This is a genomic window from Desulfocurvus sp. (assembly GCF_023230885.1).
Lineage (GTDB): Bacteria > Desulfobacterota > Desulfovibrionia > Desulfovibrionales > Desulfovibrionaceae > Desulfocurvus.
In genome coordinates this window covers 22439-39934 of the sequence record NZ_JALNWM010000004.1, presented here as the reverse complement: position 1 = coordinate 39934, position 17496 = coordinate 22439, and the positions used below count along the sequence as shown (strand labels likewise).

Below are 17496 nucleotides of genomic sequence, written 5' to 3'. Positions count from 1 at the left end.
TCCGGGCTGTACTTCGCCCTGGGGGCCCTCGCCGTGGCCGCCTCGTCACCCGCGTGCGCCCTGGCCCAGGACGCCCCCGAACTGCTGACCCAGGACAACGCCAACATCCTTTGGACCCTGGTGGCCGCCATACTGGTCATGTTCATGCAGGCCGGGTTCGCCATGGTCGAGGCAGGCTTCACCCGCGCCAAGAACGCGGGCAACATCCTGATGAAGAACTTCATCGACTTCGCCGCGGGCTCGGTGGTCTTCTTCCTCGTCGGCTTCGCCTTCATGTTCGGCGACTCCATCGGCGGCTTCATCGGCGGCTCGGGCTTCGCCCTGTCCGGCGCCGACGCCAGCACCGCCGACGGCATGTGGACCCTGACCTTCTGGTTCTTCCAGAGCGTCTTCGCCGCCACCGCCGCCACCATCGTCTCCGGCGGCATCGCCGAGCGCACCAAGTTCAGCTCCTACATCCTGGCCAGCGTCCTGGTCACCGGCGTGGTCTACCCCATCTCCGGCCACTGGGCCTGGGGCGGGCTGTGGGGCGGCGAGGGCGGCTGGCTGGAGGCCATGGGCTTCATCGATTTCGCCGGGTCCACCGTGGTCCACTCGGTGGGCGGCTGGGTCGCCCTGGCCGGGGCCGTGGTCCTTGGCCCGCGCATCGGCAAGTACACCGCCGACGGCAAGGCCAACGCCATCCCCGGCCACAACATCCCCCTGGCGGCCCTGGGCGTGTTCATCCTGTGGTTCGGCTGGTTCGGCTTCAACCCCGGCTCCACCACCGTGGCCGACGGCACCATCGGCTACATCGCCCTGAACACCTCCCTGGCCGCCTGCACGGGCACCCTGGGCGCCATGTTCACGGCCTGGATCAAGTACGGCAAGCCCGACGCGTCCATGACCATGAACGGCGCCCTGGCGGGGCTGGTGGCCATCACTGCGGGCTGCTACGAGCTGTCCCCCGTGGGTGCGATGATCACCGGCCTTGGCGGCGGCGTCCTGGTGGTCCTGTCCGTGGTCTTCATCGACCAGGTGCTCAGGATCGACGACCCCGTCGGCGCGGTCTCCGTTCACGGCGTGTGCGGCGCCTACGGCACCATCATGGCCGGGCTCCTGGCCGCCCCGGGCTTCGGCGGGTCCACCGGCCTGTTCTACGGCGGCGAGTTCTCCGTCTTGACCACCCAGCTCGTGGGCGTGGGCGCCGTGTTCGTCTGGGCCTTCGGCATGGGCTGGGTCGTCTTCTCCGTTCTCAAGGCCGTCGTGGGCATCCGCGTCAGCGAGGAGGAGGAGCTCAAGGGCCTGGACATCACCGAACACGGCATGGAGGCCTATTCCGGCTTCCAGATCTTCTCCAACGAGTAGGCGCGTCCCCGCCACCCAACCAAGCATCACCGGAGGAGCCATGAAACTCATCGTCGCATACATCCGGCCCGAGAGGCTGACTGCGGTCAAGCAGGCCCTCTACGCCCAGGAAATATTCAGCATGACCGTGACCAACGTGCTCGGCTCGGGCCGCCAGAAGGGCTTCACCGAGACCTACCGGGGCGTGGTCATGGAGGTGAACCTGCTCAAGAAGGTCCGCCTGGAAATCGGCGTCAACGACTCCTTCCTCGATGCCGCCCTCAAGGCCATCGAGACCGGCGCCCGCACGGGCAGGGAGGGCGACGGCGTGATCTTCGTGCTCGACATCGCGCGCTCCCTGCGCATCCGCACCGGGGAATCGGACATCGCCGCCGTGGCGGCGACCCGCACCGCACCCTGACCCCCTCCCCCAGCCCCGGGCCGGACCCCACCCGGCCCGGGGCGCCTCCCCTTTCGCCACGGAACGCGCCCCCCCATGCCAGCCCCCGCACTCGACCACCGCACCCTGGCCCGCGAAGACCGCATCCTCACGCTGTTCCAGCCCATGATCTCCATCAAGGCCGGGAGCGTGGTGGCCGTGGAGGCCCTGTCCCGGGGCATCCCGCCCGGGGGCGGCCCCAGCGTGCCGCCCGACGTGCTCTTCCGCCTCGCCGCCACCCCCACCCGGCGCCTGGCCCTGGACCGCCTCTGCCGTCAGCTGGCCATGCGCCGCTTCGCCCCGGTCCTGGCCCGGCGCAAGGACCTGATCCTGTCCGTGAACCTGGACATGTCCCTGGTGGGCAAAAGCATCCTCGGCTCGGGCAGGTTTCTGGAGGCCACCCGCCAGGCGGGGCTCAACCCGGCCAACGTGGTCATCGAAATCATCGAGTCCAGGGTCCGGGACGCCGAAGTCCTGGACCGCTTCATCAAGACCTACCGCGGCCACGGCTTCCTCATCGCCCTGGACGACATCGGCACCGGGCATTCCAACCTGGACCGCGTCTCGCAGATCAAGCCCGACATCATCAAGATCGACAAGGGCCTGATCCGCGACATCCACCGCGAATACCACCGCCTGGAAATCGCCAAGGCCCTGGTGCGCCTGGCGCGCAGCATCGGGGCCCTGGTCGTGGCCGAGGGCGTGGAGCAGGAGGCCGAGGTGCTCGAACTGATGGCCCTGGGCGTGGACATCTTCCAGGGCTTCTACTTCGCCAGGCCCGCCCCCCTGGACGGCGAGCCCCCGCCGACCCCGCGCCGGGTGGCCTCGGCGGCCCGCAGCTTCCGGCGCGCCGCCGTCGCGGCCATCAACGCGAAAAGGACCCTGCACGAAACCTACGACCGCGCCCTGCGCGGCATCGCCGGGGCGCTGGGCGCGCGGGTGCCGCGCCAGTTCGACCAGACCCTGACCGAGCTCCTGCACGCCCACGAGGACATCGAGTGCATGTATGTGCTCAACACCGCAGGCCGCCAGGTCAGCGCCACCGTCTGCAACCCCTGCGTCGTAAGCGAGGCCCGGCGTTTCATTTACCGCCCCGCCCCGCGCGGGACGGACCACTCCCTCAAGGAGTACTTCCTGCCGCTGTCCGCCGGGCTGGAAAAGTACACCACCGAACCCTACCTCTCCCTGGCCAGCGGCAACCTGTGTTCGACCATCTCCGCGCGCTTCGCCGACCGGGCCGGGCGGACCTTCGTCCTGTGCGTGGACATCAGCGTGCGGCGCTGAGCCCCGGGGCCCGGCCGGGGCCGCGCGGGGCCAAAGACCAGGGCGCCCCCCGGCCATGCCGGGGGGCGCCCTGAAACCCGCGCAACGCCGAGGCGCGCGCCTCAGCCCACATAGTTGGGCAGGTTCAGCAGCAGCTCGCGGGTGTAGGTGATCATCTTGTCCATGATCCACGGAAAGGCGATGAGCAGGGCCACGAAAATGGCCAGGATCTTGGGGATGAAGGTCAGGGTCATCTCCTGGATCTGCGTGGCGGCCTGCAGGATGCTGATGGTCAGGCCCACCACCAGCCCCACCCCGAGCATGGGCAGGGAGATGAGCAGGGTCATCTCGATGGCCTGGCGGGCGAAGCCGACGACGAATTCGGGAGTCATGCGCGAGCCTCCGGGCGCGGCGTCAGGCCGCGAAACTGTTGACCAGCGAGCCGGTCAGAAGATTCCAGCCGTCGACCATCACGAACAGCAGCAGCTTGAACGGCAGCGAGATCATCACCGGCGGCAGCATCATCATGCCCATGGCCAGCAGGATGGACGAGACCACCATGTCCAGGACCAGGAAGGGGATGTAGATGAGAAAGCCGATCTGGAAGGCCGTCTTCAGCTCGCTGATGACATAGGCGGCCACCAGCAGGGGGGTGGGCACCTCGTCCTTGTTCTGGGGCCGGTCCAGGCGCGAGATGGAGTAGAAGACGGACAGGTCCTTCTCGCGGGTGTGCTTGAAAAGGAACTCGCGCAGGGGCACCTCGGCCTTGTGCAGCGCGTCCCGGAAGCCGATGTCCTCGTTCAGGTAGGGTTGCAGGGCCTCGTCGTTGATGCGCGTGCCCGTGGGCATCATGATCATCACGGTCATGAAGATGGCCAGGGAGGCCAGCACCTGGTTGGGCGGCACCTGGTTGGTGCCCAGGGCCTGGCGCAGGAACGAGAAGACGATGATGATGCGCGTGAACGAGGTGGCCGTCAGCACGATGGACGGCGCCACGGAAAGCACCGTGAGCAGGAAGAGGATCTCCAGGGTTGTGGCGACCTTTTCCGGCTCCGTCTGCCCGGCGGCGAGGTTGAGTTGCAGGGTGGGCACGGTGGCGTCCTGGGCCAGGGCCGCCGCCAGGGGCGCCAGCAGGAGGAGCAGGAGGCTACACAGGGCCGTCCTTGACGCGAGCCTCCTTGAGGGCCGTATCGAAATCCTTTCGGGCAGTGTCATCGCCGGTATCCATTTGCGTCAGCAGATTGATGGAGGCGTCGGTGACGCCGAGCACCATCCGCTTATTCAAGAACCGGACCACGACGACGCTTTTCTTGGGCCCCAGGCTCATGGCGCCCTCGATGCGCAGGTCGCCCGAGCCGAAAACCCCAAGGCCCATGCGCCTGCCGAAGCGCTTGAGCAGCCAGAAGCCCACGAAGATGACGGCCAGCAGCAGGCACAGCACCCCCGCCACCTGGAGCAGGGCGCCGGTCATGTCGCCGGCCTGGGGCAGGGTTTTGACGCCCTCCCCGGCGCCGGGGCCCAGGGCGTCGGAAAGGGCCCCGGCGGCCCCGGAAGCGGTCTGGCCGACGGAGTCCAGGGCCTGGGCCGTGGCATTGGCCGCCTGGGCCGTGGCGTTGGCCGCCTGCTCGGCGGCCAGGGCCAGCCCGGCCCGCAGCGGCCAGGCGACGGCGGCGGCCAGGGCGACAATGCGCGTACGCGACATGGTTCCCCCTAGGCGAGCTGCTTCACGCGCTCGATGGGGCTTATGATGTCCGTCAGGCGCACGCCGAACTTCTCGTTGATGACCACCGCCTCGCCGCGCGCCACGAGCTTGCCGTTGACATAGATCTCCAGGGGTTCGCCAGCCAGCTTGTTCAGCTCGATGACCGAGCCCTGGCCCAGCTGGAGCAGCTCGTTGATGAGCAGCTTGGTGCGCCCCAGCTCGGCGGACACGTCCAGGGGGATGTCCAGGATGAAGTCCAGGTCGCGCTTGGCGCCGTCGGGCCTGGGGGCCTTGGCCTCCTCGGTCAGGTCCTTGAAGCGCGCGTCGGTGCTCTGGGCGGCCAGCCCGGCCTGGCGCGACTCCTTGTCCATCTTGGCCTCTTCCTCGCTGGCCAGGGCCGCGGCCCACTCGGCGGCCAGGGCGTCGTCGTCCTGCCCGCCGCCCGAGGGTTTCATGGCCTTGGCGTCGGCGGCGGCGTCCAGGTCGCCGCTCTCTTCCAGCGCGGCGGCCCACTCGTCGGCCAGGGCGTCTTGATCCAGATCCTTTTCCATGCCGTCACCTCTTTGCTGATTGGGGCCGCCCCGGGGCTACTGGACGACCATCTCGGTGAAATAGACCCGAAGGACCATGGAACCGCCCACGATCTGGTTCAGCCTGCTGACGATCTCGTCCTTGAGGGCCAGCTTGCTCTCCATGCTCGACAGGTCGGCGAAGGTCTTGCTCGACAGCAGCAGGTTCACCGCGTCGCGGACCTTGGGCTCGTTCTTCTTGATCTTTTCCGCGGCGTCCTTGTTGCGCAGTTCCACGTCCATGGACAGCTTCAGGTAGCGCCGCCCCAGGGGGTCGGCCAGGTTGACCAGGAACGTGGGCAGGGACACGAGTTCGGTGTCCTTGGGCTCGGCCTCGGCGGCGGCCGGGTCGGCGGACTGGGCCTCGCCGCCCTGCTCCGCCGCCTTGGGCCCCATGCCCACAAGGCCCATGATCTGGTCGCGCAGGAAGAAGCCCGCCCCGCCAAGCAGGGCCAGGATGACCACGGCGATGATGATCCACTTGAGCTTGCCGCCCTTCTTGCCGCCCTTGGGGGCTTCGAGTTGTTCGTCGGCCATGGTTCCTCCTTGGTTGCGACGCTGCCCCGGCTATTGGACGTAGGCGCCGAGCCAGGGCGTGGTCTTGAGCAGGATTTCCACCCTGCGGTTCTGGGCCCGCCCCGCCTCGGTGGCGTTGTCGGCGATGGGCCAGGCCGGGCCGTAGCCGGACACGGAAAAACGCTCCGGCGGCAGCCCGCGGGTCAAAAAATACTCCAACACGGCCAGGGCCCGCTCGCCCGACAGGACGTAGTTGGCGGCCGCGTCGCCGCCCACGTCGTCGGTGTAGCCCGACACGTTCACCGGCGCGGGCATGAACAGCAGCACCTCGTAGACCGAGTCCAGCATCTTGCGCGCCGCGTCGGAGAGCCGCGACCCGCCCGAGGGAAACAGCAGCGCGTCGGTCAGCACCAGGGCCACGCCCTCGGGCCGGGCCAGCACCTGGAGGTTGGCGTCCAGGGTGCTGCGGCTGATCTCCGGGGGCAGCTCGTCCTCGGGGAACAGCAGGTCCTTGATGCGCTTTTGCTTCTCGAGCACTTCCCAGGGCTTGTCCAGGGCGTCGATGACCAGCCGGACCCGCTGGGGGATGAGCCCTGCGCTGCGGTTTGTCAGAAATCCGACATCATCGGCGAAAAACGTGATGCGCGTCAGCACGCTGCGGTCCATGGAGGACATACTGAGCAGCAGCACGAAAAACGTCAACAGCAGGGTCACCAGGTCGCCGAAGGTGACCAGCCAGCCGTCCCCGGCGGCCCCGGGGCTGGACTTGCGCTTGCGGGCCACGGCCTAGGGCCCCTCGGGCGCGCCGGGCGCCCCCCGGTTCTCGAAGCGGAAGATGAAGTCCTTGTACTCGAAAACCTCCTCGGCCCCGGGCTGGTGCAAAAGGCCCATGTGCGCCTGCCACTGCGCGTTGCGCTTGTCCAGGATGATGTCCACCCGGCGGTTCTTGCGCCGCCCGTCGGCGGTCAGCACCGTGTGCCGGGGATGGAAGCGGCCGAAAGCCTCCACGCGCAGCATCTCCGGGTCCATGCCCGCGGCGGTCAGGAAGCGGTAGACCGTCATCACCCGGGTGAAGGACAGCCGCCAGGAAAGGTCCATGCTCTGGTCCAGGTCCTCCACGCGGAAGGACTCCTGCTCCTCGTCGCGCAGGGTCGAGGTGTGCCCGGCCAGGAGCAGCGGCACGCGCACCTGGAGGAACACCGGCAGGGCCGCCTCCAGGATCTGCCGCCCCCGGGGCCGCAGGTTCGCGCCCCCGGGCTCGAAGAGCACGTCGTCGGGGATGGAGAACACCTGCACGAACTTGCTGGAGGCGAAGTCCAGGTCGTCCTCGATGTCCTCCCAGATCATCTCGCGCAGGGGCTCGAGGTCGTTGATGCTGTCCATCTCCATGGGCCCGGGCTCCACGGAGGTGCGCCGGTCGCGCTGGGAGAGCACGTCGTGGCCCTGGCGGCCCACGCCGAAGGTGCCGATGATCGACCCCAGGACCACCAGCTTGCGCCGTTCGTCGAGCACGGCCATGCTCACCAGGAGCACGAAGAAGGTCAGCATGAGGGTCATCATGTCCGAGAAGGTGATCAGCCAGCCGGGCTGCCCCTGGGGTTTTTCCTGCTTCTCCTTGCGGGCCATGCTGCGCTCCGGGCCTAGGCCGCTTCCTGCTTGCGGACCTTGGGCGGCAGGAAGCTGGACAGCTTCTCCTCGATGATGCGCGGGTTCTCGCCCTTGGAGATGGACAGGATGCCGAGCAGGACCATCTCCTTGAGCAGGACCTCCTCCTTGCTGCGCCCCTTGAGCTTGCCCGCCATGGGGTTGAAGACCAGGTTGGCCAGCAGCGCGCCGTAGAAGGTGGTGATCAGCGCCACGGCCATGGCCGGGCCGATGGTGGAGGGGTCGTTCATGGTCTGGAGCATCTGCACCAGGCCGATGACCGTGCCGATCATGCCCATGGCCGGGGCATAGGTGCCCAGGGTCAGCAGCAGCTCGGCGCCGGTTTCGTGGCGCTCCTCCAGGTACTGGATCTCGGTTTCCAGCACCTCCTGGATGGTCTGGGGCTCCAGGCCGTCCACGGTGAGCTGCAAGCCCTTGCGCAGATAGAAGTCGTCGATCTCCTTGATGATCGGCTCCAGGGACAGGATGCCCTCGCGCCGGGCGCGGTTGGCGTAGTCCATGAACTTCTCGATGATCTCCGCGGGGCTCTCCAGGGACGAGAAGAACGTGTTGCGAGTCACGGCGATGACCGTGAGCATCTTGGGCAGGGGGAAGGTGACCAGGGTGGCGCCGATGGTGCCGCCGAAGACGATGAGCATGGACGGCACGTCGATGAAGATCAGCGGCGTGCCGCCGGTGATGATGGCCGCGGCCACCAGGCCGAAGGAGATGACCAGCCCGATTACGGTTGCGAGATCCATGAATCCCTCTTGCCTGCGCGGCCCCTTGCGGTTTGCCTACTTTCGCGGACGCGCGCCGAAGATGCGCGTGCCCACCCGGACCACCGTCGCCCCCTCCAGGATCGCCTGGCGGAAATCGTCCGTCATGCCCATGGACAGGACGGGGAGGCCGTGGCCCAGGCGCCGCTCCAGGCCCTCGCGCAGGGTGCGCAGCCGGGCGAACAGCGGTCGGCGGGCCTCGGGGGCCAGGTCGAAGGGCGGGAGGGCCATGAGCCCGGTCAGGCGCATGGTCCCCAGGCCGGCCAGGGTGTCGGCCAGCCCGGGAAGGTCGGCTTCGGCAACGCCCGCTTTCTGACTCTCCCGCGCCAGATTGACCTCTATGAGCACGTCCTGTACCGGGGCGCAGGCTGCCGCGATGCGGTCATGCAATGTCCGGGCCAGTTTCTCCGAGTCGATGGTATGCACCAGCACGAAGCGCCCGGGAAGAAACTTGGCCTTGTTGCTCTGCAAGGCCCCGGTGAAGTGCCAGCGCAGGCCGAGCCCGGCCAGCTCGTCCTGCTTGGCCAGGGCCTCCTGCACATAGTTCTCGCCGAAGTCGCGCTGCCCGGCCAGGGCCGCCGCGCGCACGGCGGCCGCCGGGTGCCACTTGGACACCGCCACCAGGGTCACATCCTCGGGGCGGCGCCCCGACTCGCGCGCCGCCGCGCCGATCTCCCCGCGCAGCTCCGCCAGCCGCCGGGCGATATCCGTTTGCATGTCGTCGTGCACTGTCCTCTTCTTCCTTTGCGTCTTTGCGGGCCGCCAGCGCGCAGGCGGCCCGCAAGTCCGGTCCTTTTGTTCCTATCGGCCCGAAGGCCGCCCACGATTACCCCGCCCTAGTCCCCCAGGCCCAGGCCGCGCAGGAAGTGCGGGTCCTCGGTCCAGTCGCGGCGGACCTTGACCCACAGCTCCAGGTGGACCTTGCCGCCCACCAGGGCCTTGAGTTCCTGGCGCGCGGCCTGGCCCACGGCCTTGAGGGTCTGGCCGCCCTTGCCGATGACCATGGCCTTGTGGCTGTCGCGTCCGACCCAGATCAGCCCGCCGATGCGCGTCAGGCCGTCCTCGTCCTCTTCCCACTGCTCGATCTCCACGGCCACGGAATAGGGCAGCTCCTGGCGCAGGGCCAGAAAGAGCTGCTCGCGGATGGCCTCGGCGGCCAAAAAGCGCAGGGACAGGGTGGAGAGCTGGTCCTCGGGGAACAGGGCCTCGCCCTCGGGCAGGGCGGGGCGCACGGCGTCCAGCAGCTCGGCCACGCCCTGGCCCGTGGCGGCCGACACCGGGAACAGCTCGGCCTGCGGCCACAGCTCGCCCAGGGCGCGCATCACGGGCAGGAGCGCGGCCTTGTCGCGCACAAGGTCGGTCTTGTTCACCGCCACGAGCACCGGCTGGGCCAGGCGGCGCACGCCCTCCGCCAGGGGCGCGAGTTCCTTGTCCAGCAGGGCCGGCTTCCTGGCGTAGAGGTCCGCGTCGACCAGGACCACCACCGCGTCGGCCCGCTCCACGGCCTGCCAGGCCGCGAGGTTCAGGAAACGGTTCATGCGCCCCTTCATGCGGTGCACGCCCGGGGTGTCGAGAAAGACGATCTGCGCGCGCTCCTCGGTGCGGATGCCCGTGATCTGGTTGCGCGTGGTCTGGGGCTTGGGGGTGACGATGGCCACCTTCTGCCCGAGCACGGTGTTCAGCAGGGTCGACTTGCCCGCGTTGGGCGGCCCGAGCAGGGCCACCGTCCCGAAGCGGAAGGACGTTTCGTTCGTGCTCATGCCTGGTTGCTGCTCCCTGGGGGCGGCCCGGGCCGGGCCGGTTGACTCCGCGCGGCGATGATATACCCTATACACTTGCGCGCGAAATTGCGAAAGTCCACCAATTCATCTTGAAATGCAAGGCTTGCCTTGGGGCGGGCCTTCGGCTATCGGAACCCTCATCTATGAGCAAAAGCCTGATCATCGTCGAGTCCCCGGCCAAGGTGAAGACCATCAAGAAGTTCCTGGGGCGCAACTACGCCGTGGAAGCCTCCGTGGGCCATGTCCGCGACCTGCCGCCCAAGGCCCTGGGCGTGGACGAGGACACCTTCGAGCCCGAGTACCGCATCATCGGCGGCAAGGAAAAGGTCGTGGACCGGCTGACCAGCGCAGCGGCCAAGGCCGACAACGTCTACCTCGCCCCGGACCCCGACCGCGAGGGCGAGGCCATCGCCTGGCATGTGGCCGAGCTGATCAAGGACAAGAGCAAGGCCATAAGCCGCATCCAGTTCAACGAGATCACCGCCCGGGCCGTGCGCGAGGCCCTGGAGCACCCCCGCGAGCTGAACCAGGACCTGTTCAACTCCCAGCAGGCCCGGCGCGTGCTCGACCGGCTGGTGGGCTACAAGGTCTCCCCGCTGCTGTGGAAGAAGGTCAAGAGCGGCATCTCCGCCGGGCGTGTGCAGTCCGTGGCCCTCAAGCTCATCGTGGACCGCGAGAAGGAGCGCCTGGCCTTCGTGCCCGAGGAGTACTGGGTGCTGCGGGCCACCCTGGCCGGGCCCGAGCCGCCCGTCTTCGTGGCCGACCTGGCCCGGGTCGACGGCAAGAAGGCCGAGGTGGGCGACGCCCGGGCCGCCCAGGCCGTGGAGGACGAGGCCCGCAGGGGGCCCTTCGTCGTGGCCGACGTGGCCCAGAAGGAGCGCACCCGCCAGCCCGCCCCGCCCTACATCACCTCCACCCTGCAACAGGACGCCAACCGCCGCCTGGGCTACTCGGCCAAGAAGACCATGGGCGCGGCCCAGCGCCTGTACGAGGGCGTGGAGCTTGGCGGCGACCGGGGCCTGACCGCGCTGATCACCTACATGCGTACCGACTCGGTGCGCATCGCCGACGACGCCCGCGACGCGGCCCGCGAGTTCATCGTCGAGCGCTTCGGCGCAGAGTTCTACCCGCCCAAGGCCCGCCACTTCAAGACCAAGGCCTCGGCCCAGGACGCCCACGAGGCCATCCGCCCGGTGGACGTGGCCATCACCCCCGAGGACGTGCAGGCCGCCCTGCCCGCCGAGCAGTTCCAGCTCTACAAGCTCATCTGGCGCCGCTTCGTGGCCTCGCAAATGGCCGCCGCCCGCTTCTGGGACACCACCGTGGACATCGCCGCCGGCACGACCCTGTGGCGCGCCACGGGCGAGCGGATGCTCTTCCCGGGCTTCCTCAGGGTCCTGGGCGGACAGGACGACGAGCAGGGGCCGGACAACGAGCTGCCGCGCCTGGAGCCCGGACAGGAGCTGACCCTGGCCGACTTCTCCAAGGAGCAGAAGTTCACCCAGCCCCCGCCGCGCTACAACGAGGCATCCCTGGTGCGCGAACTGGAGGAGCGCGGCATCGGCCGCCCCTCGACCTACGCGGCCATCATCTCGACCATCCTGGGCCGCGAGTATGTGGAGCAGGTCAACAAGCGCTTCGCGCCCACGGACCTGGGCGTGGTGGTCAGCGACCTGCTGAGCGAGCACTTCCCCCAGCTCATGGACGTGGGCTTCACCGCGGGCATGGAGGAGGGCCTGGACAAGGTCGCCGACGGCCAGCAGGACTGGATCGCGCTGCTCAAGGACTTCACCGCCGACTTCTACCCCGCCCTGGAGCAGGCCCGCAAGGACATGCGCCGGGTCAAGGCCGGGCTGGACACCGGGGTCGTCTGCGAGGTCTGCGGCAAGCCCATGGTCATCAAGTTCGGCCGCGCGGGCACCTTCCTGGCCTGCACGGGCTACCCCGACTGCCGCAACACCAAGAACTTCACGCGCAACGAGGAAGGCCGCATCGAGATCGTCGAGGCCGCGCGGGTCGAGCCCGAAAAGGTCGGGCGCGCCTGCCCCGACTGCGGCGGGGACCTGGTGATCAAGAACGCGCGCACGGGCAGCCGCTTCATCGCCTGCAACAACTACCCCGACTGCACCTACGCCGAGCCCTTTTCCACGGGCGTGCCCTGCCCGCAATGCGGCAAGGGCGAACTGGTGGAGAAGTCCTCGCGCCGGGGCAAGCTGTTCTTCTCGTGCAGCCGCTACCCCGAGTGCGACTACGCCCTGTGGAACAAGCCGGTGCAGACGCCCTGCCCGGCCTGCGGCTCGCCCATCCTCGAAGAGAAGAGCACCAAGGCCCGGGGGCGGCACCTGGCCTGCCCCAACAAGGCCTGCCGCCACACCCAGGACCTGGACGAATAGCCCGGCGCCGGACGCGCCGCCGCCCCCAGGGGCAAGAGAGCCCAGCACGCATGTCCAAGAAGTGGATCACGGCCAAGCTGCCCGAGTTCGTGCGCGACGTGCTGCGCGACTTCTGCCTCGCCAGCCGCGAGCTGGAATCGGGCTTCCGCCTGCTGGACCGCAGCGGCCATGTGGATTTCGCGCTGCTCTCCCACCTGCTGGGCCAGGAAATGAACAAGGGCCTGCTGTGGCACCTCAAGGACACGGCCCATGTGCTCTTCAAGCACGACGACCGCCCCGGGGCCCGGCGCCTGGGCCAGTTTCTGGACTGGAGCGTGGGCTACATCTTCCACGACGCCATGAAGCTGCGCGAGGACGCCTACCAGCAGCAGACCTACGCGCCCTGGTTCCGCAAAATGCGCCACCAGGACCGCAACGGGCGGGGCTCGAGCATCGGCGACGACCTCTTCGGCGTCCTGGACCAGACCAACGAGAGCATCCAGCGCGAGGTCAACCGCATCCGCTTCCTGCTGTCCATCTGCCGGCGGCTGTTCGCCGAATACCTGCCCCTGCACGCGGACAACGAGCTGCTGGCGCGCTTCCTCTTCGCCCAGAACGACTTGGTGCGCGAGGTCTTCGGGGCCGACTACCAGAACCTCGTGGGCCGCATCTACGGCACCCGGCCCCAGCGCATGTATGTGCTGGCGGCCCGCAGCCTGCGCCGGGGCGGCTGGCCCGACGAGGCCACCCGGGCCCTGGACCGGGCCGAGGCCCTGGCCCCGGGCTGCCCGGAAGCCCGCGAGGAGCGCCAGAGCCTGGCCCCCGGGCCCCGCTAGCGGCAATCCGGGCCGCGCCCCCGCTGCCGCCTTGCCCCGCGGGCCGTTCTGATGGATGATGACCCGGCGGCGCCGCCGCCCGCAAACAGCCCACTCCCCCACGAGGAGGAACCGCCCCCATGCCCTTTTTGCATTTCAACCGCTGGAAGACGCAGTACGCCCTGCAGAACCTGGACACCCCCGAGCTGTACCGCGAGAACTTCCCCTACTCCAAGATCGGGCGCATCAACTTCGACGACAGCTTCCTCGTGCCGCGCCCGGCCGACCCCATGTTCATCACCGACACCACCTTCCGCGACGGCCAGCAGGCCCGCCCGCCCTATACCGTCAAGCAGATCGAAACCATCTTCGACATGCTCCACCGCCTGGGCGGCACCTCGGGGCTCATCCGCCAAAGCGAGTTCTTCCTCTACTCCGAAAAGGACCGCCGCGCCGTGGAACGCTGCCTGGAAAAGGGCTACAAGTTCCCCGAGATCACCGGCTGGATCCGCGCCAACCAGGCCGACCTGAAGCTCGTCAAGGACATGGGTCTCAAGGAAACCGGGATGCTGACCTCGGTGTCGGACTACCATGTCTACCTGAAGCTCAAGAAGGACCGCCGCCAGGCCATGGAGGACTATCTGAAGATCGTCTCCACGGCCCTGGAATGGGGCATCACCCCGCGCTGCCATTTCGAGGACGTGACCCGCGCCGACATCTACGGCTTCTGCATCCCCTTCGCGCGCAAGCTGATGGAGCTCTCCGAGGAGAGCGGCCTGCCGGTGAAGATCCGCCTGTGCGACACCCTGGGCTTCGGCGTGCCCTACCCCGGGGCGGCCCTGCCGCGCTCGGTGGCCAAGATCGTGCGCGCCTTCACCGACGAGGCCGGGGTGCCCGGGCAGTGGCTGGAGTGGCACGGGCACAACGACTTCCACAAGGTCCTGGTCAACGCCTCCACGGCCTGGCTCTACGGCTGCTCCGGGGCCAACGGCACCCTGCTCGGCTTTGGCGAGCGCACGGGCAACGCGCCCATCGAGGCGCTGGTCATCGAATACATCTCGCTCACCGGCGAGGACGACGCGGCCCACCCCGAGGTCATCACCGAAATCGCCGACTACTTCGCCCGCGAGCTGGATTACCGCATCCCGGACAACTACCCCTTCGCCGGGCGCGACTTCAACGCCACCAGCGCGGGCATCCATGTGGACGGGCTGATCAAGAACGAGGAAATCTACAATATCTTCGACACCGGGCGCATCCTGAACCGCCCGGTGCCCATCATCATCACCGACAAGTCGGGCCGCGCCGGGGTGGCCTACTGGATCAACCAGAGCATGCAGCTGCGCGGGGCCGACGCCATCGACAAGCGCCACCCCGCCGTGGGCAAGATCGCCGAGCGCATAACCGACGCCTACGAGCGCGGCCGGACCACCTCCTTCTCCAACAAGGAGATGAAGGTGCTGGTCAAGCGCTACCTGCCCGAGCTGTTCGTCTCCGAGTTCGAGCACCTGAAGAAGGTCGCCCACCAGCTGGCCGCCAAGATCATCACCAAGCTCTCCCAGGACTGCGAAATCAGGAGCCTGTCCTCGGACAAGGTCGAACGCTGCATGGACGACTTCCTGGAGGACTATTCCTTCATCCAGTACATCTACCTCATCGACACCACGGGGCACCTGGTGGCCAGCTCCGTGTGCCACCCCGAGGACGAACCCAAGTACAAGACCTTCGACCACCAGACCGACTTCTCCACCCGCGACTGGTTCGTCGAGCCCATGCGCACGGGCAAGATGCACGTCACGGACTTCTACAAGTCGCACTTCACGGGCAAGCTGTGCCTGACCGTGGCCACCCCGGTGGACGACGAGGACCTGAACATCAAGGGCATCCTCGGCGCGGACATCCGCTTCGAGGAGCTGCTCAAACGCCAGGAAGACCTGGAGCTGGACGCCGAGGACGAGGACACCCTGCCGCCCCAGCCCCCGGACGACGGGGACGACGACTAGGGCCGGACCACGGCCCCGCCCCCCCTTCCCCCGGGCGGGATCTTCCGCTACCATGCCGCCCATGCGCGCCATCCGAGCCAGGGAGATCGTCATCCACCCCCGCCGTCCGCCCGTGGACGACGGGGCCGTGGTGTTCGACGCCGGGCGGGTGGTCGCCTCGGGCCCGGCTAGCGTTGTGCTGCGCGGCTTCTCCGGCCCCGTGGAGGACCTGGGGCCCGTCACCGTGACCCCCGGGCTGATCAACGCCCACGTCCACCTGGAGCTGTCCCATGTGGCGGGGGGCACCGTGCGCGGCCAGGGCTTCACGGCCTGGCTGCGCAGCCTGATCGGCAACTCCCTGGGCAAGCTGTCGCAGCTGGCCCTGGACAAGGCCATCGCCCAGATGCAGGCCTGCGGCACCGTGGCCGTCATCGACATCACCTCGCGCAACACGGCCCGGGTGGCGGCCGCCCTGGAGGCCGCGAACATCGGCGGGCTGCTGGCCGTGGAGTTCTTCGGCTTCGCCGACGCCGGGGCCCTGCGCTGGCCCGTGGACCTGGACGCGCTGCCCGACCCGGCCCGCCAGCGCGTGGCCGCCGCCGGGCACGCGCTGTACTCCACCCACCCCGAAACCCTGCGGGCGGCCCACCAGTGGTGCGCGCGCCACGGGCGGCCCTTCTCCCTGCACCTGGCCGAGCACCCCGACGAAACCGAGCAGATGCTCACGGGCAAGGGCGAGTTCGCCCGGCTGCTGCGCAAGGCGGGCGTGCTGCCCGAGGACTGGACCGCCCCCGGCTGCCGCCCCGTGGCCTACGCCGACCTCCTGGGCCTGCTGGACAGGAGCACCCTGGCCGTGCACTGCGTGCAGCTCGACCCCGGCGACATCGACACCCTGGCCGCCCGGGGCTGCACGGTCTGCCTGTGCCCGCGAAGCAACGAATACATCGCCGTGGGCCGCGCACCCTGGCGCAGGCTGGACCGCGCCGGGGTGCCCCTGTGCCTGGGCACCGACGGCCTGTCGTCCAACCAGGATCTCAGCCTGTGGAACGAGGCCGCCGCCCTGTTGCGCGAGGCCGACGGCCCGGGATTTTTCCGGGCCCTGGAATGGATGACCCTGAATCCCGCGCGGCTGCTGGGCGCCGAACAGTTGTACGGAACACTTGAACCCGGCGCGGTTGCAGGGTACAGCATAGTTCCGGACGGAGCGATCCGTGCGGCGTAGACGGGATGCCGGAGGCCTCCCCGCCCCAGAACGCGCGAGCCGCCCGCCAGAGGCGGCATTTTTTTGGCCGCCGCCCGGGCCGGGCGGACGCGCCGACCGCCCCCCGCCCGCCCGGGGCGGCCCACCTTCCAGCAGCGAGGACACCCCCCCATGCACTGGACCCACAAGGACTTGCTCGATGTCTGCGACCTCTCCACCGGAGACGTGGAGCGGATTTTCGAGACGGCCGACTCCTTCATGGAGATCAACCGGCGCCCGGTGAAAAAAGTCCCGACCCTCAAGGGCAAAAGCGTGGTGCTCTTCTTCGCCGAGCCCAGCACGCGGACCAAGACCAGCTTCGACGTGGCCGCCAAACGCCTGTCGGCGGACAGCTTTTCCCTGGCCAAAAGCGGGTCGAGCCTGAGCAAGGGCGAAAGCCTCAAGGACACCGTCTGGACCCTGGAAGCCATGAACCCCGACGCCATCGTCCTGCGCGACTCGCGCTCGGGCGCGGCGCGCTTCATCGCCGAACGGCTGAACTGCTCGGTGATCAACGCGGGCGACGGCTGGCACGCCCACCCCACCCAGGCCCTGCTGGACGCCTTCACCCTGCGCCGGGCCTGGGGCGGCGACTTCACCGGGCGCACGGTGACCATCCTGGGCGACATCGCCCACAGCCGGGTGGCCCGCTCCAACGTCAACCTGCTGACCCGCCTGGGCGCCACGGTGCGCGTCTGCGGTCCGCGCACGCTGCTGCCCCCGCGCCTGGATTCCTGGCCGGTGACCGTCTGCCACGACCTGGACAGCGGCGTGGACGGCGCCGACGCCGTGATGTGCCTGCGGCTGCAACTGGAGCGCCAGCAGGACGGGCTGCTGCCCAGCCTGCGCGAATACGCCCAGACCTGGGGCCTGTCGCGCCGCGCCATGCGCAAGGCCAAGGGCGGGGCCAAGGTGCTGCACCCCGGGCCCATCAACCGCGGCGTGGAAATCGCCTCGGACCTGGCCGACGACGCCGACAGCCTGATCCTGGACCAGGTGGCCTCGGGCGTGGCCGTGCGCATGGCCCTGCTGTTCCTGTTCCTGACCCGCAAAGACTAGGGAGGCCCC

Annotated in this window: 18 protein-coding genes; 8 read left to right on the top strand and 10 right to left on the bottom strand. The window is 68.8% G+C overall.

What is annotated here, in order from left to right; translation table 11 throughout:
• The first annotated feature begins 6 nt into the window (after nt 1-6).
• From M0P34_RS00740 to M0P34_RS00730, 3 genes are all read left to right on the top strand, one after another.
• A complete protein-coding gene (locus M0P34_RS00740) occupies nt 7-1347 on the top strand; it encodes an ammonium transporter (protein WP_291495308.1) in 1341 nt (446 codons plus the stop codon).
• Between the two features lie 40 nt (nt 1348-1387).
• Nucleotides 1388-1747 carry a P-II family nitrogen regulator gene (locus M0P34_RS00735; protein ID WP_291495296.1) on the top strand — a complete coding sequence of 120 codons (360 nt, stop codon included), beginning with the start codon at nt 1388-1390 and terminating at the stop codon, nt 1745-1747.
• 75 nt (nt 1748-1822) lie between these two features.
• Nucleotides 1823-3049 carry an EAL domain-containing protein gene (locus M0P34_RS00730; RefSeq protein WP_291495294.1) on the top strand — a complete coding sequence of 409 codons (1227 nt, stop codon included), beginning with the start codon at nt 1823-1825 and terminating at the stop codon, nt 3047-3049.
• A gap of 101 nt (nt 3050-3150) precedes the next feature.
• Here the strand turns inward: M0P34_RS00730 and fliQ are convergent, their stop codons facing one another.
• The 10 genes from fliQ to era all read right to left on the bottom strand — a co-directional run bounded on the left by fliQ (nt 3151) and on the right by era (nt 9998).
• Entirely contained in the window at nt 3151-3420 is a 270-nt protein-coding gene (fliQ, locus tag M0P34_RS00725; RefSeq protein WP_291495292.1) for a flagellar biosynthesis protein FliQ, read from the bottom strand.
• Nucleotides 3421-3442: 22 nt separating this feature from the next.
• Entirely contained in the window at nt 3443-4243 is an 801-nt protein-coding gene (fliP, locus tag M0P34_RS00720; protein WP_291495290.1) for a flagellar type III secretion system pore protein FliP, read from the bottom strand.
• On the bottom strand, nt 4176-4730 hold the full coding sequence (gene fliO, locus M0P34_RS00715) for a flagellar biosynthetic protein FliO (RefSeq protein ID WP_291495289.1): 555 nt from the start codon (nt 4728-4730) through the stop codon (nt 4176-4178). The genes fliP and fliO overlap by 68 nt, the downstream gene beginning before the upstream one ends.
• An 8-nt stretch (nt 4731-4738) precedes the next feature.
• Nucleotides 4739-5281 (bottom strand): flagellar motor switch protein FliN, encoded by a 543-nt coding sequence (gene fliN, locus M0P34_RS00710; protein WP_291495287.1) that lies wholly within the window; start codon nt 5279-5281, stop codon nt 4739-4741.
• Between the two features lie 36 nt (nt 5282-5317).
• Nucleotides 5318-5836 carry a flagellar basal body-associated FliL family protein gene (locus M0P34_RS00705; RefSeq protein WP_291495285.1) on the bottom strand — a complete coding sequence of 173 codons (519 nt, stop codon included), beginning with the start codon at nt 5834-5836 and terminating at the stop codon, nt 5318-5320.
• Between the two features lie 30 nt (nt 5837-5866).
• On the bottom strand, nt 5867-6598 hold the full coding sequence (locus M0P34_RS00700) for an OmpA family protein (RefSeq protein ID WP_291495283.1): 732 nt from the start codon (nt 6596-6598) through the stop codon (nt 5867-5869).
• Between the two features lie 3 nt (nt 6599-6601).
• On the bottom strand, nt 6602-7441 hold the full coding sequence (locus M0P34_RS00695; protein WP_291495281.1) for a flagellar motor protein MotB: 840 nt from the start codon (nt 7439-7441) through the stop codon (nt 6602-6604).
• Nucleotides 7442-7455: 14 nt separating this feature from the next.
• Nucleotides 7456-8220: a MotA/TolQ/ExbB proton channel family protein gene (locus tag M0P34_RS00690; protein ID WP_291495279.1), complete on the bottom strand. Its 765-nt coding sequence runs from the start codon at nt 8218-8220 to the stop codon at nt 7456-7458.
• Nucleotides 8221-8256: 36 nt separating this feature from the next.
• Nucleotides 8257-8967, bottom strand: a complete 711-nt coding sequence (locus M0P34_RS00685; RefSeq protein WP_366061706.1) for a YggS family pyridoxal phosphate-dependent enzyme — start codon at nt 8965-8967, stop codon at nt 8257-8259.
• A 107-nt stretch (nt 8968-9074) separates the two neighbouring features.
• Entirely contained in the window at nt 9075-9998 is a 924-nt protein-coding gene (era, locus tag M0P34_RS00680) for a GTPase Era (RefSeq protein WP_291495277.1), read from the bottom strand.
• A gap of 164 nt (nt 9999-10162) precedes the next feature.
• Between era and topA the strand changes: the two genes are divergently transcribed.
• The 5 genes from topA to M0P34_RS00655 all read left to right on the top strand — a co-directional run bounded on the left by topA (nt 10163) and on the right by M0P34_RS00655 (nt 17487).
• Entirely contained in the window at nt 10163-12412 is a 2250-nt protein-coding gene (gene topA, locus M0P34_RS00675) for a type I DNA topoisomerase (RefSeq protein ID WP_291495275.1), read from the top strand.
• Between the two features lie 50 nt (nt 12413-12462).
• Entirely contained in the window at nt 12463-13227 is a 765-nt protein-coding gene (locus M0P34_RS00670; RefSeq protein ID WP_291495273.1) for a hypothetical protein, read from the top strand.
• A gap of 119 nt (nt 13228-13346) precedes the next feature.
• Complete coding sequence (locus tag M0P34_RS00665; protein WP_291495271.1) at nt 13347-15209, top strand: histone-lysine N-methyltransferase; 1863 nt, start codon at nt 13347-13349, stop codon at nt 15207-15209.
• Between the two features lie 61 nt (nt 15210-15270).
• Nucleotides 15271-16410, top strand: a complete 1140-nt coding sequence (locus M0P34_RS00660; RefSeq protein ID WP_291495269.1) for an amidohydrolase family protein — start codon at nt 15271-15273, stop codon at nt 16408-16410.
• A gap of 150 nt (nt 16411-16560) precedes the next feature.
• Complete coding sequence (locus M0P34_RS00655) at nt 16561-17487, top strand: aspartate carbamoyltransferase catalytic subunit (protein ID WP_291495267.1); 927 nt, start codon at nt 16561-16563, stop codon at nt 17485-17487.
• The last annotated feature ends 9 nt before the right edge of the window (nt 17488-17496 follow it).

Excerpts from the sequence above, each read along its gene's own strand:
- fliQ (WP_291495292.1), bottom strand. The coding sequence starts at position 3,420 with ATGACTCCCGAATTCGTCGTCGGCTTCGCCCGCCAGGCCATCGAGATG.
- fliO (WP_291495289.1), bottom strand. The coding sequence starts at position 4,730 with ATGTCGCGTACGCGCATTGTCGCCCTGGCCGCCGCCGTCGCCTGGCCG.
- M0P34_RS00735 (WP_291495296.1), top strand. The coding sequence starts at position 1,388 with ATGAAACTCATCGTCGCATACATCCGGCCCGAGAGGCTGACTGCGGTC.
- M0P34_RS00655 (WP_291495267.1), top strand. The coding sequence starts at position 16,561 with ATGCACTGGACCCACAAGGACTTGCTCGATGTCTGCGACCTCTCCACC.
- M0P34_RS00690 (WP_291495279.1), bottom strand. The coding sequence starts at position 8,220 with ATGGATCTCGCAACCGTAATCGGGCTGGTCATCTCCTTCGGCCTGGTG.
- topA (WP_291495275.1), top strand. The coding sequence starts at position 10,163 with ATGAGCAAAAGCCTGATCATCGTCGAGTCCCCGGCCAAGGTGAAGACC.
- era (WP_291495277.1), bottom strand. The coding sequence starts at position 9,998 with ATGAGCACGAACGAAACGTCCTTCCGCTTCGGGACGGTGGCCCTGCTC.
- M0P34_RS00670 (WP_291495273.1), top strand. The coding sequence starts at position 12,463 with ATGTCCAAGAAGTGGATCACGGCCAAGCTGCCCGAGTTCGTGCGCGAC.
- M0P34_RS00730 (WP_291495294.1), top strand. The coding sequence starts at position 1,823 with ATGCCAGCCCCCGCACTCGACCACCGCACCCTGGCCCGCGAAGACCGC.
- M0P34_RS00660 (WP_291495269.1), top strand. The coding sequence starts at position 15,271 with ATGCGCGCCATCCGAGCCAGGGAGATCGTCATCCACCCCCGCCGTCCG.
- M0P34_RS00695 (WP_291495281.1), bottom strand. The coding sequence starts at position 7,441 with ATGGCCCGCAAGGAGAAGCAGGAAAAACCCCAGGGGCAGCCCGGCTGG.
- M0P34_RS00705 (WP_291495285.1), bottom strand. The coding sequence starts at position 5,836 with ATGGCCGACGAACAACTCGAAGCCCCCAAGGGCGGCAAGAAGGGCGGC.
- M0P34_RS00665 (WP_291495271.1), top strand. The coding sequence starts at position 13,347 with ATGCCCTTTTTGCATTTCAACCGCTGGAAGACGCAGTACGCCCTGCAG.
- fliN (WP_291495287.1), bottom strand. The coding sequence starts at position 5,281 with ATGGAAAAGGATCTGGATCAAGACGCCCTGGCCGACGAGTGGGCCGCC.
- fliP (WP_291495290.1), bottom strand. The coding sequence starts at position 4,243 with ATGACACTGCCCGAAAGGATTTCGATACGGCCCTCAAGGAGGCTCGCG.